Here is an 18,416-nt window from a genome sequence, read left to right on the forward strand (position 1 = left end):
GATGGCCAAGGAACTGCGGTTCGGCGAGCAGGCGCGCGGGCTGATGCTCGCCGGGGTGGACCAGCTGGCGGAGGCGGTGAAGTCGACGCTGGGACCGAAAGGCCGCAACGTGATCCTGGAGAAGATCACCGGGTCGCCGGTGGTCACCAACGACGGGGTCACGATCGCCCGGGAGATCCACCTGCGGGACCAGTTCGAGAACATGGGCGCCCAACTGGTGAAGGAGGCCGCGATCAAGACCAACGACATCGTCGGCGACGGCACCACCACGGCGACCGTGCTCGCGCACGCGATCGTCCGGGAGGGGATCCGGGCGATCGGCTCGGGCGGCAACCCGGTGCTGGTGAAACGCGGCATCGACGTGGCCGTGGCCCGGCTGGTCGAGCGGTTGCAGCAGGTCGCCCACCCGGTCGAGACCGAGCACGACCTGGCCCGGGTGGCGGCGATCTCGGCGAACGACGACGACCTGGTCGGCGCCGTCATCGCGAAGGCGCTGCACACCGTCGGCGACGGCGGCATCGTCACCGTCGAGGAGTCGCCGGCGCACGGCGTCCAGGTCGGCTTCGTCGAGGGGTTCGAGTTCGACAACGGGTACCTGTCGCCGTACATGGTGACCGATCCCGGCAGTCTGCAGGCGGTGCTCGACGACCCGTACATCCTGTTGTGCAGCGAGAAGATCACCAAGGTCCAGGAGCTGATGCCGCTGCTGGACAAGATCATGCGCGAGCCCCGGCCGCTGGTGATCATCGCCGAGAGCCTGGAGGGTACGGCGCTCAGCATGCTGGTGCACAACCACGTGAACGGGATCTTCCAGTGCGTCGGGATCCGGGCGCCCGGCTTCGGCGACCGGCGGCTGCACAAGCTGGAGGACATCGCCGCGATCACCGGTGGTGCGGTGTACAGCCGGCACTCGGGGTTCACGCTGGAGACGATGACGGTCGCGCAGCTGGGCCGGGCCGACCAGGTCCGGGTCACGGCCGACCGGACCGCGATCGTCGCCGCGGCCGGGCACGAGGAGGAGGTGGCGTTCCGGCTCACCCAGCTCCGGGCCGAGCGGGAGCGGGCCACGTTCGGGGTCGACGAGGACGTCCTCACCGAACGGATCGGCGCGTTGTCCGGCCGGGTCGCGGTGATCCGGGTGGGCGCGCCGACGCCGGCCGAGCTGAAGGAACTGCAGCACCGGGTCGAGGACGCGTTGTCGGCGACCCGGGCCGCGATGGCCGAGGGCATCGTGGCCGGCGGCGGGGTGGCGTTGCTGCACGCCGCGTCCGCGCTCGACGACCTGGACGTGAAGGACGACTACGCGACCGGCGTGGACATCGTCCGGCAGGCGCTGCGCGAACCGGCGTTCCTGATCGCGACGAACGCGGGGTACTCGGGCACCGAGGTGCTGGAGCGGACGGCGCAGCTCGGGACCGACGACGGGTTCGACGCGTTGGAAGGCCGGTACGGGAACATGCTGGAGATGGGCATCGTCGATCCGTTGCTGGTGGCCCGGTCGGCCCTGCAGAACGGCGCCTCGGTCGCGGGGTTGTTGCTCACGACAAACACCTTGATCGCCGAGGAGCAGACGCCGTGGGGTGGGAGTCCCGCGCTGATGACCGAGTTCGGCGCGCTCGACGAAGGGCTGCACCAGCCGTCGCCGGACTCCAGTACGCCGCAGTCGCTCGGGCTGGGACCGTCGGTCGGCTGAGCCGACGACGTGAGCCGTCCGGTCAGCGAGGGCGGCTCACGCCTGTCCGATGCCCTGCAGCAAGGCGGACACGGCGAGGTCGGCGGCGGGGGCCGGTTCGAGGTCGGGGACGTCCTCGGCGGCGGTCCGGATCACCTGGCGGAGCAGCGCCTCGACCCAGCCGGCCGGGAGATCGGCGCGGAACAACCCCGCTTCGGTCGCCCGGCGGATGAAGGCGTCGAGCTGCTCGCCGAAAGCCTCTCGCCGGTCGGCAGTCGGCGGGTCCGCGGTCATCCGGTGGAACTCGACCGGCCACTCCCGGGTGACGGTGATGATGCCCTCGGCGTACCGGTGCAGGGCGACCGCGACCGGTGCCTCGGTCAGCCGCGCCTCGGCGAAGACCACCGCGACCGCGTCGTACCGGGCCCGGTAGATCGCGGACAGCAACGCCTCCCGGGATTCGAACTGCCGGTAGATCGTCCGCCGGTCCACCCCGGCCTCAGCGGCGATCATGCTCATGCTCGCCCCCGGATCGGCGGCCAGCAGGCGCGCCCCGGTCCGGAGGATCTTGTCCAGGTTGCGTGCGGCGTCGGCTCTCATCGCGGTCAGACTCTACCTCTCCGTGGCGTTAAGCAGGGCGTAATCGACATCTCAGTAGCACTTCATCAGATAAGTGCTACATTGATGTGACAGATGGAGAGCCTAGCCGAAGGTGGAGTGAAATGAGCAAGACCTGGTTGATCACCGGCAGTTCGCGGGGCCTGGGCCGCGCCCTGGCCGAGGCGGTGCTCGGCACCGGGGACCGGGTGGTCGCCACCGCGCGGCGTCCCGAGCAGCTCGACGACCTGGTGAAGGAGTACGGCGACGCCGTCCGGGCCGTCGCGCTCGATGTGACCGACGCGGCGGCCGCGCGGTCCGCGGTCGAGCAGGCGGTGGCGGCGTTCGGCGGGCTCGACGTGGTGGCGAACAACGCCGGCCAGGCCAACAGCGCGCCGATCGAGGAGATGGCCGAGGACGACTTCCGGGGCCAGATCGAGACCAACCTGTTCGGCGTGGTGAACGTGACCAGGGCGGCGTTGCCGGTGTTCCGGCGGCAGCGGTCCGGCCACTTCCTGCAGTTCTCGTCGATCGGCGGCCGGGTCGGCGGGACGCCGGGGATGGGCGCGTACCAGACCGCGAAGTTCGCCGTGGAGGGCTTCTCCGAGGTACTGAACAACGAGGTGAAGCCGTTCGGCGTGAAGGTGACGATCATCGAGCCGGGCGCCTTCCGGACCGACTGGGGCGGCTCGTCGATGACGCTCGCCCAGGTCGGCGCGGACTACCAGGCCACGGTCGGTGAGCTCAACAAGTACCGCGCTGAGGTCGACGGCACCCAACCCGGCGATCCGGCCAAAGCGGCCCGCGCCATCCTCGAGATCGTCGCGACCGAGGAGCCGCCCCTGCGCCTCCTTCTCGGCAAGGACGCCTACGCCCTGGCGGAGAAGTCGAGCCAGGCCCGTGCGGAAGAGGCCACCCGCTGGGCCGGTCTCAGCAATTCGACCGACTACTGACCTCCGACAGATGCCGCGGGGCCGGACGGATCCGGTCCCGCGGCTCCCCTGTGGGGACGAGTCAAGCTGGTGGTGCTCTCAAACGGCTCTCATCGGGCTGTCCTCAGCAGTTGGGGACGCCGGGGAGCTGGGCCGCCGGGTGGTCGATGTAGATGTTGGAGATGTAGCCGCCCTGGTCGCGCAGGCGGGACCACCAGTTGTTGGTGTGGCCTTCGGCCGTCACCGTGTCGCCCTGCTTCTGGCACTGCACGAACACCTGGGTCGGCCCGGCCAGCGTGGTGACGACCGGGGCGTTGAGCCGGGCGTCGGACCTGACCCGGATGCCCGTGCCGTAGGTGGAGAAGTTGTACTGCGGCGGTTCCGGGTCACCGAGGATCGCCGCGACGTCCGCGCGCATCGAGTCGAGGTTGATCGCGTACGGATCGATCTTGCCGGTCGTACTGGTCTCGCGGTGACCACGGGCGAAGCTGGCGTCCTTGCCGAGCCGGGCGAGTACGGCCGCGGTCGCCTTGACCGACGCCGTGTACTGCGCCGGGCTCATCTCCTGGGAGACCCCGTTGTAGTCGATCTCCCAGCCGATCAGCATGGTGTTCCCGTCACCGGCCGGGATCGGGCCGCTGACCCGGGCCGGGCCGGCGTGGTTGCAGCGACCGGCCGAGATGACGTGGAAGACGCCGTTGTAGTCGACCAGCGCCTGGGCCAGCGGCCCCTGCAGGTCGGGCCGGCCGTTGATGACGACGTTCAGGCCGGGATGCGGATTGCTCGGGCTGGAGGTGGAGGCCGCGGTGTGGTGCCAGAGCACGCCGATCGGGTTGAACGAGCCGGCCACCGCCCGGCCCTGCCAGTTGCCTTCTTCAACGACCTCGACGCCGGCCGCGCGCAGCACGTCGGCCAGCCAGGGAATCGTCGCCATCACGCCCCCCGCAGCAGGTCGGCCGCGCACTCGAACACCTGCGGCTTGGCCTGCGGAGCGGCCTGCGCGGTCTGCGTCGTGACGGTGGTGGCCACCGCCGTGGCGACGGCCAGCGCGGGGACGCCGAGCAACAGCCGGCGCCGCGACGGTTGCGCCGCGGCCGGTTCGGGCCGGGTCTGGTCGGAGGGAGTGGATGGGGACATGAAGTGAACCCTTTCGCCGGGGCGGACGACGATCCGAAATCGATTGCCCCGAGTCTCCGAGCGGGCCCGGACAGAGTCAACGGCTTCGATCAGGGTGGAACTGACCGTCGACCATCGCTCAGCGGCTGTCCGGCACGCGACGAAGCACGGTGAGAGCGATGAGGACCGCGCCGACCAGGAGGACGGCACTCAGGGTGAGGCCGAGGGCGTATCCGTCGTTGAGTGCGGCAGGCGCGTCGCTCTGGCCGGTGCGGTGGTTGGCCGCGGTGCCCAGCGCGGCAAGGCCTAGCGATGCGCCGATCTGACGCGAGCTGCTGAGCAGGCCGGACGCGGTCCCGGCCTCGTGCGGCGGGACACCCACCGTCGCGAGAGAGACAACGGGCCCGAGGCAAAGACCGAAGCCGATGCTCGCGAAGATCGACGGCCCGAGTACGTCGGTGAGGAACGCGCCGTCCACGCTGATCAGCCCGAACCAGGCGAACCCGGTGGCCGTCATCAGCCCGCCGGTGACCAGCAGGATCCACGGCGCCACCCGGTACCCGAGCTTGATGGCGAGCACGGACCCGACGACGACCCCGAGCGCGAACGGCAGGAACTGCAGCCCGGTCAGCGCGGGACCGGTGCCCAGAACCCGTTGCAGATAAAGGGAAACGAAGTAGAACGCCGACGCCATCGCCGCACCGACTAGCAGGTTGTACGCGTTGGCGCCCGCGACCGAGCGATGCGCGAAGAGGCCGAGGCGGATGAGCGGTTCGCGGGTCGTGATCCGTTCGAGCCGGACGAACCCGGCCAGCAACGCGACCGCGACGACCACGGTGGTGACGGTGACGGGCGAGGTCCACCCGTACCGATCGGTGCGCACGATGCCGAACACCAACAGCGTCACCCCCGAGGTCGCGAGGACGGCACCGACGACGTCCGGGCGCCCGGTACGGACCGGGCGGGCGTCGGTGTTGATCCCGCGCTGCGCGAGGACGACGGCGACAGCGGCCATCGGGACGTTCACGAACATCACCCACCGCCAGCCGGCGTACTCGGTGAGCAGTCCGCCGATCAGGACGCCGAGGGCACCACCGGCCGCGTTCATCGCGCTCCAGACCCCGAAGGCGCGGACGCGCGGCCGACCCGTCGGGAACGTTGCGGTCAGCAACGCCAGGGCGGCCGGGGCGAGTGCGGCCGCGCCGACTCCCTGAACGGCGCGAGCGGCGACCAGGTGGCCGGGTGCCTGCGCGAACCCGCCGAGCAGCGAGGCGAGACCGAACAGGCCCAGACCGAGCAGGAGGACCCGCTTGCGTCCGTACCGATCGGCGGCCTTGCCGCCGAGCAGGAGCAACCCGCCGAACGCGAGGGCGTAGGCGTGGATCACCCACGGCAGGTTCGCCGCACCGAAGCCGAGACCGGCGGCGATCTGGGGAAGACCGACGTTCACGACCGACAGGTCCAGCGAAACCATGAACTGCACGACGGCCACGGCGGCGAGTGTCACTCCCGCCCGCTCGACGGCCGGAGGTGCTGCGGTAGACTTTAGGAACATGTTCCAAAAGTATCACCGGGTCCCGGCGGCTGTCGACCGGTCAAGCCCGTGGCACCGCGTGAGTGGGGTGAGCCAGCATGATGGGACCGTGCCTCGTTCGAAACCGGCCTCCGGCCGGACCGGCCGCCCGCCGGTCACCTCCCGCGCCCAGATCCTGGCGGCCGCCCGCCGGCTCATCGACCGCGACGGCTGGGAGAAGCTCACCGTCCGCCGGTTGGCCGCCGAGCTCGGGATCGGCCCGACGACCCTCTACCACCACGTCCGTGACCGCGAGGATCTGCTGATCCAGCTGCTCAACGAGCACTTCGACCGGACCGTCGTCGCCGACCTGCCGAGCGAACCGCGGGACCGCCTCGTCGCGGCAGCCGTGGTGATCCACGACTCCTTGTCCGCCTGGCCGTGGGCCGCCGAGGTGCTCACCACCGACGGGCTGCTCGGCCGGCTCGGCGCCCCGGCCGTGCGGATGGTGGAGGTGGTCGTCGCCGGTGCCGTCGACGCCGGCTGTACGCCGGAGCAGGCCGTCCACGTCTTCCGCGGCCTCTGGTACTACACGGTCGGCGAGATCCTCGTCCGCGCCCACTCCGACCCCGACCGGCCGGGCCAGGCCACCTTCTTCGCGGACCTCGATCCCGCCGACGTCCCGCAGCTCGCTGCCGTCGGCAACCAGTGGCCGGTCCTCGCCGCGCAGGACACCTACGCCGAGGGCCTGCGCGCCTTCGTCGACGGGCTGCTCGCCCAGGCGGCTCGCTGACCATCGGAGAGTTCGCGGTGTGAGCGCGCACGCTCTGCCTTGCCTAAAGGCTTTAGGTAAATGCAGAATGTGTGTAGGAAAAGAGAGGGGAGTGGGATGCGCGCCGGACTGACGCCCGACCGCCTCGCCCGGGCCGGCGCGGAGCTGGCGGACGAGGTCGGGTTCGAGCAGGTCACCGTGTCCGCCGTGGCGCGGCGGTTCGACGTGAAGGTGGCGAGCCTGTACTCGCACGTCCGCAGCTCGCAGGACCTGAAGACGCGGATCGCCTTGCTGGCCCTCGAAGAGCTCGCCGACCAGGGCGCCGACGCGTTGGCCGGCCGGTCCGGACGGGACGCGATCGCCGCCCTCGCGGATGTGTACCGCTCCTATGCCCGCGAGCACCCGGGCCGGTACGCCGCGATGCAGTTCCGGCTCGATCCGGAGACGGCGGCCGCGAGCGCGGGACCACGGCACGCCGAGTTGGCCCGGGCGATCCTACGCGGGTACGACCTGGCCGAGCCGGAGCAGACGCACGCCGTCCGCCTGCTCGGCAGCGTCTTCCACGGGTACGTCAGTCTCGAGCTCGGTGGTGGGTTCAGTCACAGCGCGCCCGACAGCGACGAGACCTGGGTCCGCATCATCGACGCCCTCGACGCCCTCCTCACGAACTGGCCGACCTGACCGACGGGGATCACCATGACCGACTGGATCACCACACCCATCACCGCCGACCTGCTCCGCGGCGTCATCGAACTGGAGCGAACCGGGACCGGCGTACTGCCGCACCGGCTGACCGCGACGGCCCGAGCACAGTCAGCGGATCCGCAGCTCGCGATGGCCGAGTCCCAGCCGTCCGGGGTGCGCCTGGTCTTCAGCACCGCGGCCACCGCGATCGAGCTGGACTCCGTGCCCACCAAGCGGGTCTACGCCGGGGCACCGCCGCGACCGGACGGCGTGTACGACCTGCTCGTCGACGGCCGCCTGGCCGCTCAGGGTGTGGTTGCGGGCGGCAACAAGCTGCTGATCGACGTGACCGCGGGGACCTGGGAGACCCGGCCAGGGGCGCCGGGGACGGTGCGCTTCACCGGGCTGAGCGCGGACCCGAAGACGGTCGAGATCTGGCTGCCGCACGACGAGACCACCGAGCTCGTCGCCCTGCGCACCGATGCGCCCGTCGCCGCGGTGCCGGCCGGCGATCGCCCGGTCTGGCTGCATCACGGCAGTTCGATCAGCCACGGGTCCAACGCGACCAGCCCGTCGACGATCTGGCCCGCGCTGGCCGCGTCGCTCGGCAAGGTGGACCTGGTCAACCTGGGCTTCGGGGGCGGCGCCCTGCTCGATCCGTTCACCGCCCGCGTCCTCCGGGACACTCCGGCGGACCTGATCAGCATCAAGCTGGGCATCAACGTGGTGAACGCCGACCTGATGCGGCTGCGGGCCTTCACGCCCGCGGTCCACGGGTTCCTCGACACCGTGCGGGAGGGTCACCCGACGACCCCGTTGCTGGTGGTGTCGTCGATCCTCTGCCCGATCCACGAGGACACCCCAGGACCGGCGGCCCTGGATCCCGAAGCGCTGGCCGCCGGCGAGGTACGGTTCCGCGCGCAGGGTGATCCCGCGGAAGTGGCGGCCGGCAAGCTCACGCTGAACGTCGTCCGGGCGGAGCTGGCCCGGATCGTGGCGCAGCGGGCGGAGCAGGATCCCCACCTGTACTACCTGGACGGCCGCCGGCTGTACGGCGAGGCGGACGCCACCGAGTTGCCGCTGCGGGACGCGTTGCACCCCGACGCGGCGACCCACCGCCTGATCGGCGAACGCTTCGCGGAGCTGGCCTTCGCGAACAACGGAGCCTTCGGCACCGATCCGGCGCGCTGGCGTTCGTGACGTCCGCAACGATCACAACTGATCGAGGCGACCCCCGCGGATCACGTGCTGACTGACTTCGCCGAGCCTCTAGTGCCCCGCGTCGGAAGTTCTGTTGCACAACTTCCGACGCGGGGCACTAGATCAGGATCCGGAAGACGGGGTACTGGCCGGCGATCTCCTCGAAGGCGGTCAGCGGTGCGCGTCGATCGACGGGGAAGTGTGGCCGAGCACCGGGCGCCACAGCAAGGTACTGCCGCAGGATCGGGGCGCGGTCGGCCGGCGGTACCTCTTCGAGTCGTGCGGCCGTCCGGCCGCGTCGATGCAGGGCGACCTGGCCTCCGGCGGCCCGGACGTTGCGGACCCAGTGCGCGTCCGGGCCGAGCATCGAGACCACGTACCGCGCGCCGTCGTACTCGGTGATCGCGACGGGCAGGCGGACCGGGCGGCCGGTGTGGCGGCCGGTGACTTCCAGGGTGACGGCGTGACTCGGTAGGAGCAGGCCGGCCGCGTACAGCTTCGCGGAGAGGCGGTTGAGGATCCGCGCCACGGCGCCGGCCCGGCCGCCGCGGTACATCCGCCGTTTGACCTCGTACAGCCGGCCGGCGACCGTTCGTCGCGGCGGGATCGTCAACTGGCGCGGCGGAAGAGACGCGCGGTCGCGAAGGCGCCCGCGACGGCCGGCAGGATCGCGAGCACGCCCCACAGCGGCGGGAAGATGCGCTCGCCGTACTCGGAGGCCGTCAGCAACACGACCGCGACGCTCGCCGAGATCAGGACCGCGATCACGGCCAGGACGCCCGCGGCGCGGCGCTTCGAGCGGGCGACCCCGAACACCACCAGCCACAGCAGAACGTTGACGACGGCAACGGTGTGGAGCAGCCCGTACAGCAGGCCGGCCGACGGCGCCTTGCCGTACGACGCGTACGCGGCTTCGGCGTGCTCGACGAGTGCCTGACCGCCGCTCTGGTCGATGACCGCGGCCACCGTCAGCGCGACGGAAAGGACAACCGCTGCCAGGACCGCGGGCGACGAGGCCGAAGACTTTTCGGAAAGTGACTGTCTCATGCGAGTGACTGTACGAACGCGGTTAGCGGACAGTCAAGTTCTTTTGAGAGTCACTTGCTGAACGAGCCGGCGATCTCGTACGCTCGGCGGATGGGAACCGGGCTGCGGGAACGCCGGCGGGAGAAGGCCAGGCGGACGATCCAGGAATGCGCGCTCGATCTGTTCGACGAGCGCGGGTTCGACGCCGTCACGATCGAGGAGATCGCCGCGGCGGCGGAGGTCTCGCCGTCGTCGGTCTACCGGTACTTCGGCACCAAGGAAGGACTGCTGGTCGCCGACGAGTTCGACACCATGAGCGAGGCGGCGCTGGCCGACCTGCTCGACCTGGACGACCCGGTCGGCAGCCTGGTGCGGATCGTGCGGCGGTACGAGGAGACACCGGACGGGGCGCCGCGGTCCGAGCCGGGTCCGTGGCGCCGGATCCGCTACTTCTTCCAGCAGCCGTCGGTCCGGATGGCCGCGTGCGCGACCCTCGACCGGGCCGGCCGGCGGATCGCCGTGACGATGGCCGGGCACGGCCGGCTGACCGAGACGCAGGCGCGGGTGGCGGCGAACGCGCTCGTGTTCGGGTACTTCGCCGCGCTGGAGCAGTGGTACCTGGACGGCGGTGAGCGGCCGATCGCGGAGTACGTCGAGGAGGGTCTCGCGCCGCTGCGGCCGATCTGGTCGCCGGCGTAGTTGCTGGGGGCAAACTCCTAGCCGGGGTGGACGTGCCGGAGCTTGGCCGGGTTGACGATCACGTCGATCGCGGTCACCGCGTCGTCCGTCACGGTGATGGTGGCGACCGCGATCACGATGCCGTCGCGTTCCATCACCAGGCCGGGTCCACCGTTGACGACGGCCATCCGCTGACTCGCGTCGGCGTACAGGTCGTTGAGGCCGAAGAGCAGCTGGGCCACCCGGTCGGGGCCGGCCACGGTCCGGCGGGCGGCCGCCACGACGCCACCGCCGTCGGTCCGGAACACCACTTCCGGGTCGAGCAGCCGGACCAGCCCCTCGACGTCGCCGCCTTCGACGGCCGCCTGGAACGCCACGATCACCCGGTGCCGGTCGTCCGAGCTGACGTCGAACCGCGGGGCGCCCGCGCGGACCTGGGCGCGGGCCCGGGAGGCGAGCTTGCGGCACGCGACCACGGACCGCCCGACGATGTCCGCGATCTCGGCGAACTCCAGGCCGAACACGTCGTGCAGGACGAACGCGGTCCGCTCGGCGGGGCTCAGCCGTTCGAGGACGAGCAGCATCGCCATCTGGACGGACTCCTGCTGGGCCACCTGGTCGACCGGGTCGAGCGGCGGCTCCACGCCGACCAAGGGTTCGGGGAGCCACGGTCCGACGTAGGTCTCGCGCCGGGCTCTGGCCGACCGCAGTTCATCCAGGCAGATCCGGGACACGACCGTGGTCAGCCAGGCCCGGAGCTCGGCGATGTCGTCCAGGTCGACGCGTTCCAGCCGCAGGAACGCTTCCTGGACGGCGTCCTCCGCGTCGGTGACGCTGCCGAGCAACCGGTACGCGATCGCGAGCAGGTAGCCGCGCTGCTGCTGCCAGACCCGCGGATCGATGGCCATGCCGCTCCCGTTTCTGTCGGTGCTCACGGTGGATGACGGGGCAGGCGGTCCAGGTGTGACGTTCGGCATGTCACGTCCGGCCCAGCTGTCCCGTCATCGACGCGCCGGACCGACCAGACCCGAGAGGAACCTTGCCATGCTCGACCCGTGGTGGCCGCTCGCCGCCCTCGCCGTCGTCCAGTTCACCGACGCACTGCTCTGCCTGAAGCCGGTCCGGTTCGTCCAGCAGTGTCTCCTCGACGTCGGGTTCCCGCGGCGGCTGTGGTGGGTGCTCACGCCGCTGAAGCTGGCCGCGGCGGCCGGCCTGGTCCTCGGGATCTGGGTCACGCCGCTCGCCGTGCTGACCACCGCGGCCCTGGTCGCGTACTTCGTGGTCGCGATCGTCATGCACCTGCGCGCCCACGACTACTCGCGGAACCTCTTCGCCAACGCGACCGGGATGCTCGCGCTGTGCGTCGCCACCTTCGTCTTCGTCCTGCGGGTGGCCTGATCCGGGCGTGTGAACTGAATCTCAAGGTTTGGTGGCGAGCGATCCCGGCCCGTACCGTTGCTTAGGCAAGCCTTACCTACCTACTGGGGAAATCGTGAGAGACCTCCGAGTCGCCGTCGTCGGCGCCGGGCCGGCCGGGATCTACGCCGCCGACATTCTGACCAAGGAGCACGAGCGGGCCCACGTCGACCTGATCGAGCGGCTGCCGGCCCCGTTCGGCCTGGTCCGGTACGGCGTGGCGCCGGACCACCCGCGGATCAAGGAGATCATCAAGGCGCTGCACCGGGTCGTCGGCCGGGACCGGATCCGGTTCCTCGGCAACGTCGACTTCGGCACCGACCTCAAGCTCGAGGACCTGCGCCGGCACTACGACGCCGTGATCTTCGCGACCGGCGCGATCGCGGACCGTGCCCTCGACATCCCCGGCGTCGACCTGCCCGGCAGCCACGGTGCCGCCGACTTCGTCAGCTGGTACGCCGGTCACCCCGACGTCCCCCGGGACTGGCCGCTGGACGCCCGGCACGTCGCGGTGATCGGGGCCGGCAACGTGGCGCTCGACGTGGCCCGGATGCTGGCGAAACCGGCCGACGAGCAGCTCACGACCGAGATCGCGGCCACCGTGTACCAGGGGCTGAAGGCCAACCAGGCCACGGATGTGCACGTGTTCGCGCGCCGTGGTCCGGCGCAGCTCAAGTTCACCCCGATGGAACTGCGCGAGCTCTCGCACTCCCCGTCGGTCGACGTGATCGTGCATCCCGAGGGCTTCGAGATCGACGCGGCGAGCCAGCGCGCGATCAGCTCCAGCAAGGGCACCCGGCTGGTCGTCGACACCCTGCTGAAGTACCTCGAGGCCGAACCGACCGGCGCGGAACACCGCATCCACATCCACCTGTGCCACGCGCCGGTCGAGATCCTCGGCACCGACCGCGTCGAGGGACTGCGGACCGAGCGCACCGAACTGCAGGGCGACGGCACCGTCCGCGGCACCGGGGAGTACGTCGAAACCCCGGTGCAGGCCGTGTACCGCGCGGTCGGGTACCTCTCGTCGCACCTGCCCGAGCTCCCGTTCGACCACCAGGCCGGCGTGATGCCCAACGATCGCGGCCGGGTCCTCGACCTGGACGACGTCCCCCTGCCCGGCCTCTACGTCACCGGCTGGATCAAGCGCGGCCCGATCGGCCTGATCGGCCACACCAAGTCCGACGCGGCCGAGACGATCGCCGGCCTGCTCGAAGATCTGGACGGTTTGCCCCGCCCCGAGCTGACCGATCCGGACGCCATCCTCAACCACCTCACCGCCCGCGGCGCCACCGTCGTCGACGCCGACGGCTGGACCCGCCTCGACGCCCACGAGCAGACCCTCGGCCAGGCCGAGGGCCGCGAGCGCATCAAGCTGATCCCCCGCGACGCGATGATCCGGGCCGCCCAGCCCTGATCGATCGCCCAGTCCTGACCGATCGCCCAGCCCTGACCGCTCACCTCTCGCCGGGCAGTTCGATCTCGGCGATGAGGATGCGGACGGTGGGGGTCCGGTCGGTGCGGGCTTCGACGGCCTTGGTGACGGCCCGGTGGGTGTCCTCACCGATGGTGGCCGCCGGGTGGGTGGCGGTGACGACCAGGCGGAGGTCGATCTTCAGCCGGTCCTCGGTGAGGTCGACGTCCACGCCGGCCACGTCGGGGACCGGGCGGCCGGTGGCGCGTTCCCAGGTCTGGGCGGCGAGCTGTTTGAGCAGGCCGACGAGGCCTGGTTGAAGGCGGACGACGCCCGGGATCGCACGAGCTGCCTGGGCGGCCGCCTCGGCGAGGGCGATGCGCTCGACCTCGCGGTCGGGCGGGGTGTGCGGACGGAGTGGTTCCGCGCTCACCGGGGCTCCGTCCAGACGTCCACGACCTCGAAGTCGAGCCGGTCGAGGGCGAGACCGACCTGGGCGCGGACCACGGCCGCGACGCGGGTGCGCGCTTCGTCGAGAGCGAGGACCTGGCCGGTCCCGAACTTCAGGGCGACCGTCATCCGGACGTCGATCGCGTCCGCCCGGTCGGCCGAGAGCTCGACGCGGCACTGCCTGGCCCGGATCCCGGGGACCGCGTCCACGGCGTACCGGAGGACGGCGGCGAGAGCGGGGACGGACAGCTCGACATGTGCCGACAACGGGAGGGTCTTGCCAAGGTTCAGGTCGGCGCGGACCGCGGTCATCACACGGTCCAGCATGCCGGTCGGGACGTCGACCGGTTCGTCGATGAGCAACGCGGTGGCCACGGCGAGCTCCTCCAGACCGGCCTTCGCGGTCTGGCAGTGCGGGCAGTCGGCCAGATGCGGATCGGGGTGTGGATCGTGCTGCGCCGACTCGAGCTCGTCCCAGACGGCCTCGACGGTGCGGCCGCACGGCAACGGGTGAGTCCCCGTGAGCTGAGTCCCTGGCCGTGGATTCATCTCCATGGCTTCATCACCTCCGCGAGCTCGGCGCGGGCTCGGGCTATCCGGCCGCGGACGGCCGTGGGCGTGGTACCGACCAGCTCGGCGATCTCCTGGTACGAGCGCCCGTGGACCTCACGGAGCAACCAGCAGGCGCGCTGCGGGGGCGGCAACTTCTGCAGAGCCTCGGACAGCGCGTGCATCGCGGCGCTGCTGCTCGCGGTCCGCTCCGGGTCGCCGCCCGGCCGCGGATCCGGCGGCGGGTTGTCCTCGTCGAGATCGAGGGTCGGCCGGCGGCGCTGGAGCAGGGTGAGGCACTTGTTGGTGGCGGTCCGGTAGAGCCAGCCGCCGAACGCCGCGTCGTCGCGGATCTCGGGCAACCGCCGCCACGCGGTCACGAAGGTCTCCTGGGCGACGTCCTCGGCATCGCCGGTGGCGCCGTTCAGCATTCGCAGGCAGAGCGTGTAGATGCGGCGCTGGTACCGGCGGACCAGCAGCTCGAACGACACCGGATCGCGGTCCCGGGCCCGCGCCACCAGCGTCGCCTCGTCGAGGTCCACCGCCTCTGGACGTGTCACCGCACCGCTCGGCGCGGTCGCCGTGGACTGCTGGAGGCCACCCATGCTGGGTAGACGACGACAGGGGCCCGGACGTCACGGTGAGTTCTGGCTCTCCAACTGTGAGACACATCACGCACCCGGCGTAGGTGCGGCGGAGTCGCCGGAAAGAGTTCCGCTGGGACCGTGACGTTTGCGGTCGTCGCGATGTCTGTCCGGCGTAAGGCTCGAACTCCGGGCGCGACCGCTGACCAGAAAGGCATCCCCGATGACCGAAACCCTGACCACGAAGTCCGGCCCGAAGCGGTCCACCGGTACCGGGACCGCCGGTACCGAGGTCGTTGCCGACAGCACCGAAGTCGACGGGACGCCGGGCGGCCGGACCTCGATCGCCGACGTGGTGGTGTCCAAGATCGCCGGGATCGCCACCCGTGAGATCGCCGGGGTGCACGCGCTCGGCGGCGGGGCGGCGCGCGCCGTCGGCCTGCTGCGGGACCGCATCCCGGGGTCGCGGACCAACCTGTCCCAGGGCGTGTCGGTCGAGGTCGGCGAGAAGCAGGCGGCGGTCGACATCGAGCTGGTCGCCGAGTACGGCGTGAGCATCGCCGACCTGGCCACCGCGATCCGCGGCAACGTGATCGCCGCGGTCGAGCGGATGACCGGGCTGGAGGTCACCGAGGTGAACATCGCGGTCAGCGACGTCCACCTCGAAGGCGAGGACGACGCCGAGGACACCGACGAGGCGCCGGTCGAGCGCCGGGTGCGGTGACCGGCGACTGAACCAGGTCAGCGCCGAGGACAGTGATGACGGAGGAGGGTTCGTGAGTACATCCACGATCGGCTTGTTCGCCGGTCTGCTGATCGCCGTCGCGAGTGCGGCCGGTGGTTTCGCCGGGTTCCTGCTCGCGCTGGTGCTGGGCGCCGTCGGGTTCGCGGTCGGCCGGTTCCTGTCCGACGGCAGCAAGGGTCTCGACGACCTGCTCTCCCGCCGCGGTCGTGGCTGAGACTGTTCTCCCCGCCGCCCAGGCGCCGGGCCCGGTCGCGCACGGGGGTGATCGGGGCCGGCTGGAGATCGCCCAGCGCGCGGTGGAGCGGATCGCCGAGATCACCGCTCGGCAGCACGGCGCGGTGCTGCGGAGAAACGCGGCGATCGGCCGCGGCCTGCCGAAGGCGCGCGCCGTCATCGCGGGCCGGCGGACCCGCCTCGAGGTCCAGGTCGCCGCGGCGTGGGGTCATCCCCTCGACCAGGTGGCGGCCGAGGTACGCCGGGACGTCACGGCCGACGTCGAGCGCCTCACCGGCCTCGGCGTGGACCGGGTCGACGTGGACGTCATCGCCGTCGCCCCCGCGACCGAATCGGCCTCCGTGGCGAGCGCTGCGGGTGGTGTGATGGCGGCGCGCGGGCCGGTGGCTGGGCCGGCGGCTTCGGGGGTGGGGGTTTGCGCGGCTCTGGTGGTGATCGGGGTCGGGGTGGTGCTCATCGGGGAGATGCTGAGCGCCGTCGGTCTGCTCGATGGTCCCGCGGTCCCGCGGTCCTGGTTCGGGCAGACTTTCGAGGTGGAGCCGATGAGCTGGTTGCTGCCGGCCGGGATCGCCGTGGCGGTCATCGGGATCGTGCTGCTGGTCGCGACGCTGAAGCCCCGCCGACGCACGCATCTGGTCGTGGACGACGCGGCCAAGTTGGTCTGGATCCGCCCGTCGGACGCAGCGCGGTTGGCGGCGAACAGCGCGGCCCGGGTCGACTCGGTGACCGGGGTATCCGCCACCGGTAAGGGACGCCGCATTCGATTGACGACGGCAACGTTCGGCGACCGGGAGCGGGTACGCGGTGAAGTGTGCGAGGTGGTGACGGAGCGGCTGCGCGGTCTCACCCCGTCGCCGCGGCTGAGCGTCCTGGTCCGGGAGGAGTGACATGCGGCGCGGAGTGGTCGTCCTCGACCGGCTGATCGGCACGATTGTCGCGCTGGTCCTCGTCGCCCTCGGCGGGCTGGCGATCGCCTGGCGGTACGGCGAGCTGCCCGGCCTCGGCGACCGGATCGAGGTGTACGCCCCGGCCGACCCCACCGGGACGGAATGGTGGCCCTGGGCAACGGGTACGGCGGGCGTCGTGCTGGTCATGCTCGGGCTGTGGTGGCTCGTCCGGCATCTCCCGCGCCGGGTCGGTGGCCGGTTCTCGTTGCCTGGTGGCGATCGGAGCGGCCGGTTGTCCGCCGATGCTCACGCGGCGGTCGGTGCCGCGGCGGCGACGTTGGCCCAGCGGCCCGAGATCCGGGACGGCTCCGGCCGGGTGGTCGCGGATCGCGGCGAGCTCGTCGCCGAGCTGCAGTGCACCGTCGAGCCGAGCGCCGATCTTCAGGACGTCCACACAACCGTCTCCCGCGTTGTCACGGACCTGTCCCGCGTGATCGGCCTGCCCAACCTGCGGTACCGGGTGCTGCTCCGCGTCGCTCGCGCCGACAAGACGGCCGTCCAGCCGCGCGTCAGCTGACCTTCTGTGCCCGGGCGCCCTTGGCCGGATCGGGGACGATCCCGTCGGCGGCGGTCAGCAGTTCGCGGAGCCGGCGGACGAAGCGGGCCGTGGGGGCGCCGTCGACGATGTCGTGGTCCACGCTGACGGTGAGCTGCAGGAACTCCCGCTCGACCAGCCTGCCCTGGAAGAGGATCGGGCGCCGGGTGATGCCGCCGACGACGACGCTCAAGGTGTGCAGCTGGAACCCGATACCCCACCCACCACCCGCGCCGAACATCCCGACCGCGGTCACGCCGACGGTCCCGGCGAGAGCACGTTGCCGGTACGGCCATCGGTGCAATCCACCAAGCAGGCCGACGCGGACGAAGCCGGGCAGCACCAGGTACGCCCGGGCCCATGACGCCTTGCGGACGGACGGGCTGTCGCCTGGAGTCGTCTTGACCTGGTGGAGTTCGCGGGAGAGTTCGTCGACCGTGCGGCGAGCGGCGTCGCGGAGTACGTGGGTGAAGGCGAACGGCGTCCCCTCGACGTCCACCTCGACCGGTACGCCGATGTCGACCTGGTCGAACACGACCTCACGGCCCCGGAGATCGCGGTACGCCTGGACCCCGGGATCGGCGGCGACCGCGCGGGCCACGCAGTGGATCACGAACGCGGTGAACGACGGCGCGTGACCCTGTCGGCTCAGCGCATCCCGAGCTGAGGTGACGTCGACCTCGAACAGACCGTGGATCGCGTGCCGGTGGTGCGCGGCCCGGCCGGTGTCGATCACCAGCTGCCGTACCCAGGGCACGCGCACGATCTTGGACTCCACGTGACGCACGGATCCACCTCCTGTCCCGAGCATCCCCGGCCCGATCGGGGTACCGCACGGGCCGATCGGTCCGCGCTCACCGGGACCTTCGGCCTCACTCACCGGGCGTTCTTCGGACCCGGAGGTCACCTGTTCACGTGATGTGCCGGGGTGCCGGTGACGGCGAGGCTCGGGGTACCGCGCGGCACTTCGCCGTCGTGGTCCCCGCGGCCGGGACCGGCCGCTGACGAAGGAGAACGCTCATGGCTCAGTTCGCCATCATGTTGTACCTGCCGGCGCCGGCCGCTCTGGCCGACATCCCGCCGGAGGAGCTGGCCGCGCAGGAGCGGCACGGGGCCGAGCTCGAGGAGCTCGGCGTGAAGATCGTCTCCGGCTACGCGCTGGAGGGGAGTACGGCCGCGCGCACCGTCCGTGGCGAGACCGTTGCCGACGGCCCGTTCACCGCGACGGCCGAGGTACTGGCCGGGTTCCTGGTGATCGAGGCCCGGGACGCCGACCACGCGCTCGAGGTCGGTCGCCGCAACCCGGCCGTGCGCCGGGGTGCCGTCGAGGTCCGGCCGTTGCTCTGAGTCCC

The 18,416-nt window shown here is 71.3% G+C and carries 24 protein-coding genes; 13 read left to right on the forward strand and 11 right to left on the reverse strand.

Annotated elements, in window-relative coordinates; all coding sequences use genetic code 11:
• The first annotated feature begins 1 nt into the window (after position 1).
• The gene (groL, locus tag FB561_RS17985; protein ID WP_145808140.1) at positions 2-1,693 is read left to right on the forward strand and encodes a chaperonin GroEL; all 1,692 of its coding nucleotides are present in this window, start codon (positions 2-4) and stop codon (positions 1,691-1,693) included.
• 36 nt (positions 1,694-1,729) lie between these two features.
• Here the strand turns inward: groL and FB561_RS17990 are convergent, their stop codons facing one another.
• Complete coding sequence (locus tag FB561_RS17990) at positions 1,730-2,272, reverse strand: TetR/AcrR family transcriptional regulator (RefSeq protein WP_145808142.1); 543 nt, start codon at positions 2,270-2,272, stop codon at positions 1,730-1,732.
• Between the two features lie 122 nt (positions 2,273-2,394).
• Here FB561_RS17990 and FB561_RS17995 point away from each other — a divergent pair, with 122 nt between their 5' ends.
• Positions 2,395-3,222 carry an oxidoreductase gene (locus tag FB561_RS17995; protein WP_145808144.1) on the forward strand — a complete coding sequence of 276 codons (828 nt, stop codon included), beginning with the start codon at positions 2,395-2,397 and terminating at the stop codon, positions 3,220-3,222.
• 103 nt (positions 3,223-3,325) lie between these two features.
• Here the strand turns inward: FB561_RS17995 and FB561_RS18000 are convergent, their stop codons facing one another.
• From FB561_RS18000 to FB561_RS18010, 3 genes are all read right to left on the reverse strand, one after another.
• Complete coding sequence (locus FB561_RS18000) at positions 3,326-4,135, reverse strand: amidase (protein ID WP_145808146.1); 810 nt, start codon at positions 4,133-4,135, stop codon at positions 3,326-3,328.
• Positions 4,135-4,338, reverse strand: a complete 204-nt coding sequence (locus tag FB561_RS18005; RefSeq protein WP_145808148.1) for a hypothetical protein — start codon at positions 4,336-4,338, stop codon at positions 4,135-4,137. Before FB561_RS18005 ends, FB561_RS18000 begins: the two co-directional genes overlap by 1 nt.
• 118 nt (positions 4,339-4,456) lie before the next feature.
• Positions 4,457-5,809 (reverse strand): MFS transporter, encoded by a 1,353-nt coding sequence (locus tag FB561_RS18010; protein ID WP_238334887.1) that lies wholly within the window; start codon positions 5,807-5,809, stop codon positions 4,457-4,459.
• A 151-nt stretch (positions 5,810-5,960) separates the two neighbouring features.
• Here FB561_RS18010 and FB561_RS18015 point away from each other — a divergent pair, with 151 nt between their 5' ends.
• The 3 genes from FB561_RS18015 to FB561_RS18025 all read left to right on the forward strand — a co-directional run bounded on the left by FB561_RS18015 (position 5,961) and on the right by FB561_RS18025 (position 8,486).
• Positions 5,961-6,623: a TetR/AcrR family transcriptional regulator gene (locus FB561_RS18015; RefSeq protein ID WP_202880648.1), complete on the forward strand. Its 663-nt coding sequence runs from the start codon at positions 5,961-5,963 to the stop codon at positions 6,621-6,623.
• A 96-nt stretch (positions 6,624-6,719) separates the two neighbouring features.
• Complete coding sequence (locus FB561_RS18020) at positions 6,720-7,283, forward strand: TetR/AcrR family transcriptional regulator (RefSeq protein WP_145808154.1); 564 nt, start codon at positions 6,720-6,722, stop codon at positions 7,281-7,283.
• A 15-nt stretch (positions 7,284-7,298) separates the two neighbouring features.
• Positions 7,299-8,486 (forward strand): GDSL-type esterase/lipase family protein, encoded by a 1,188-nt coding sequence (locus tag FB561_RS18025; protein WP_145808156.1) that lies wholly within the window; start codon positions 7,299-7,301, stop codon positions 8,484-8,486.
• Between the two features lie 118 nt (positions 8,487-8,604).
• Here the strand turns inward: FB561_RS18025 and FB561_RS18030 are convergent, their stop codons facing one another.
• Positions 8,605-9,099 carry a nitroreductase/quinone reductase family protein gene (locus tag FB561_RS18030; protein ID WP_202880649.1) on the reverse strand — a complete coding sequence of 165 codons (495 nt, stop codon included), beginning with the start codon at positions 9,097-9,099 and terminating at the stop codon, positions 8,605-8,607.
• Positions 9,096-9,533 (reverse strand): hypothetical protein, encoded by a 438-nt coding sequence (locus FB561_RS18035; RefSeq protein ID WP_145808158.1) that lies wholly within the window; start codon positions 9,531-9,533, stop codon positions 9,096-9,098. Before FB561_RS18035 ends, FB561_RS18030 begins: the two co-directional genes overlap by 4 nt.
• 90 nt (positions 9,534-9,623) lie before the next feature.
• On the opposite strand from FB561_RS18035, the gene FB561_RS18040 reads away from it, so the two are divergent.
• The gene (locus FB561_RS18040) at positions 9,624-10,211 is read left to right on the forward strand and encodes a TetR/AcrR family transcriptional regulator (protein WP_145808160.1); all 588 of its coding nucleotides are present in this window, start codon (positions 9,624-9,626) and stop codon (positions 10,209-10,211) included.
• A gap of 17 nt (positions 10,212-10,228) precedes the next feature.
• On the opposite strand, the gene sigJ is transcribed toward FB561_RS18040, so the two are convergent.
• The gene (gene sigJ, locus FB561_RS18045; protein WP_145808162.1) at positions 10,229-11,098 is read right to left on the reverse strand and encodes an RNA polymerase sigma factor SigJ; all 870 of its coding nucleotides are present in this window, start codon (positions 11,096-11,098) and stop codon (positions 10,229-10,231) included.
• Between the two features lie 136 nt (positions 11,099-11,234).
• Between sigJ and FB561_RS18050 the strand changes: the two genes are divergently transcribed.
• Both FB561_RS18050 and FB561_RS18055 read left to right on the forward strand, forming a co-directional pair.
• The gene (locus FB561_RS18050) at positions 11,235-11,588 is read left to right on the forward strand and encodes a DoxX family protein (protein ID WP_145808163.1); all 354 of its coding nucleotides are present in this window, start codon (positions 11,235-11,237) and stop codon (positions 11,586-11,588) included.
• 94 nt (positions 11,589-11,682) lie between these two features.
• Positions 11,683-13,023, forward strand: coding sequence for an FAD-dependent oxidoreductase (locus tag FB561_RS18055; protein ID WP_145808164.1), 1,341 nt, complete (start codon positions 11,683-11,685; stop codon positions 13,021-13,023).
• A 40-nt stretch (positions 13,024-13,063) separates the two neighbouring features.
• Here FB561_RS18055 and FB561_RS18060 read toward each other — a convergent pair whose 3' ends face one another.
• Genes FB561_RS18060 through FB561_RS18070 form a run of 3 tightly spaced genes read right to left on the reverse strand, consistent with a single transcriptional unit; the run spans position 13,064 to position 14,624 of the window.
• A complete protein-coding gene (locus FB561_RS18060; protein ID WP_145808166.1) occupies positions 13,064-13,453 on the reverse strand; it encodes an Asp23/Gls24 family envelope stress response protein in 390 nt (129 codons plus the stop codon).
• Positions 13,450-14,025 (reverse strand): Asp23/Gls24 family envelope stress response protein, encoded by a 576-nt coding sequence (locus FB561_RS18065; RefSeq protein WP_145808168.1) that lies wholly within the window; start codon positions 14,023-14,025, stop codon positions 13,450-13,452. The genes FB561_RS18060 and FB561_RS18065 overlap by 4 nt, the downstream gene beginning before the upstream one ends.
• Entirely contained in the window at positions 14,016-14,624 is a 609-nt protein-coding gene (locus FB561_RS18070; RefSeq protein ID WP_145808170.1) for an RNA polymerase sigma factor, read from the reverse strand. Before FB561_RS18070 ends, FB561_RS18065 begins: the two co-directional genes overlap by 10 nt.
• Before the next feature lie 202 nt (positions 14,625-14,826).
• Between FB561_RS18070 and FB561_RS18075 the strand changes: the two genes are divergently transcribed.
• Genes FB561_RS18075 through FB561_RS18090 form a run of 4 tightly spaced genes read left to right on the forward strand, consistent with a single transcriptional unit; the run spans position 14,827 to position 17,046 of the window.
• Positions 14,827-15,327, forward strand: coding sequence for an Asp23/Gls24 family envelope stress response protein (locus FB561_RS18075; protein WP_145808172.1), 501 nt, complete (start codon positions 14,827-14,829; stop codon positions 15,325-15,327).
• Between the two features lie 52 nt (positions 15,328-15,379).
• Positions 15,380-15,562, forward strand: a complete 183-nt coding sequence (locus tag FB561_RS18080) for a hypothetical protein (RefSeq protein WP_145808174.1) — start codon at positions 15,380-15,382, stop codon at positions 15,560-15,562.
• Positions 15,555-16,469, forward strand: a complete 915-nt coding sequence (locus FB561_RS18085; protein ID WP_145808176.1) for a DUF6286 domain-containing Asp23/Gls24 family envelope stress response protein — start codon at positions 15,555-15,557, stop codon at positions 16,467-16,469. Before FB561_RS18080 ends, FB561_RS18085 begins: the two co-directional genes overlap by 8 nt.
• Position 16,470: 1 nt before the next feature.
• Entirely contained in the window at positions 16,471-17,046 is a 576-nt protein-coding gene (locus FB561_RS18090; protein WP_145808178.1) for an Asp23/Gls24 family envelope stress response protein, read from the forward strand.
• Here the strand turns inward: FB561_RS18090 and FB561_RS18095 are convergent.
• Positions 17,039-17,851: a 2-oxo acid dehydrogenase subunit E2 gene (locus tag FB561_RS18095; RefSeq protein WP_202880650.1), complete on the reverse strand. Its 813-nt coding sequence runs from the start codon at positions 17,849-17,851 to the stop codon at positions 17,039-17,041. The genes FB561_RS18090 and FB561_RS18095 overlap by 8 nt on opposite strands.
• A 233-nt stretch (positions 17,852-18,084) precedes the next feature.
• Between FB561_RS18095 and FB561_RS18100 the strand changes: the two genes are divergently transcribed.
• Positions 18,085-18,411, forward strand: coding sequence for a YciI family protein (locus tag FB561_RS18100; protein WP_145808180.1), 327 nt, complete (start codon positions 18,085-18,087; stop codon positions 18,409-18,411).
• Positions 18,412-18,416 lie beyond the last annotated feature (5 nt).

This window comes from Kribbella amoyensis, from assembly GCF_007828865.1.
Taxonomy (GTDB): domain Bacteria; phylum Actinomycetota; class Actinomycetes; order Propionibacteriales; family Kribbellaceae; genus Kribbella; species Kribbella amoyensis.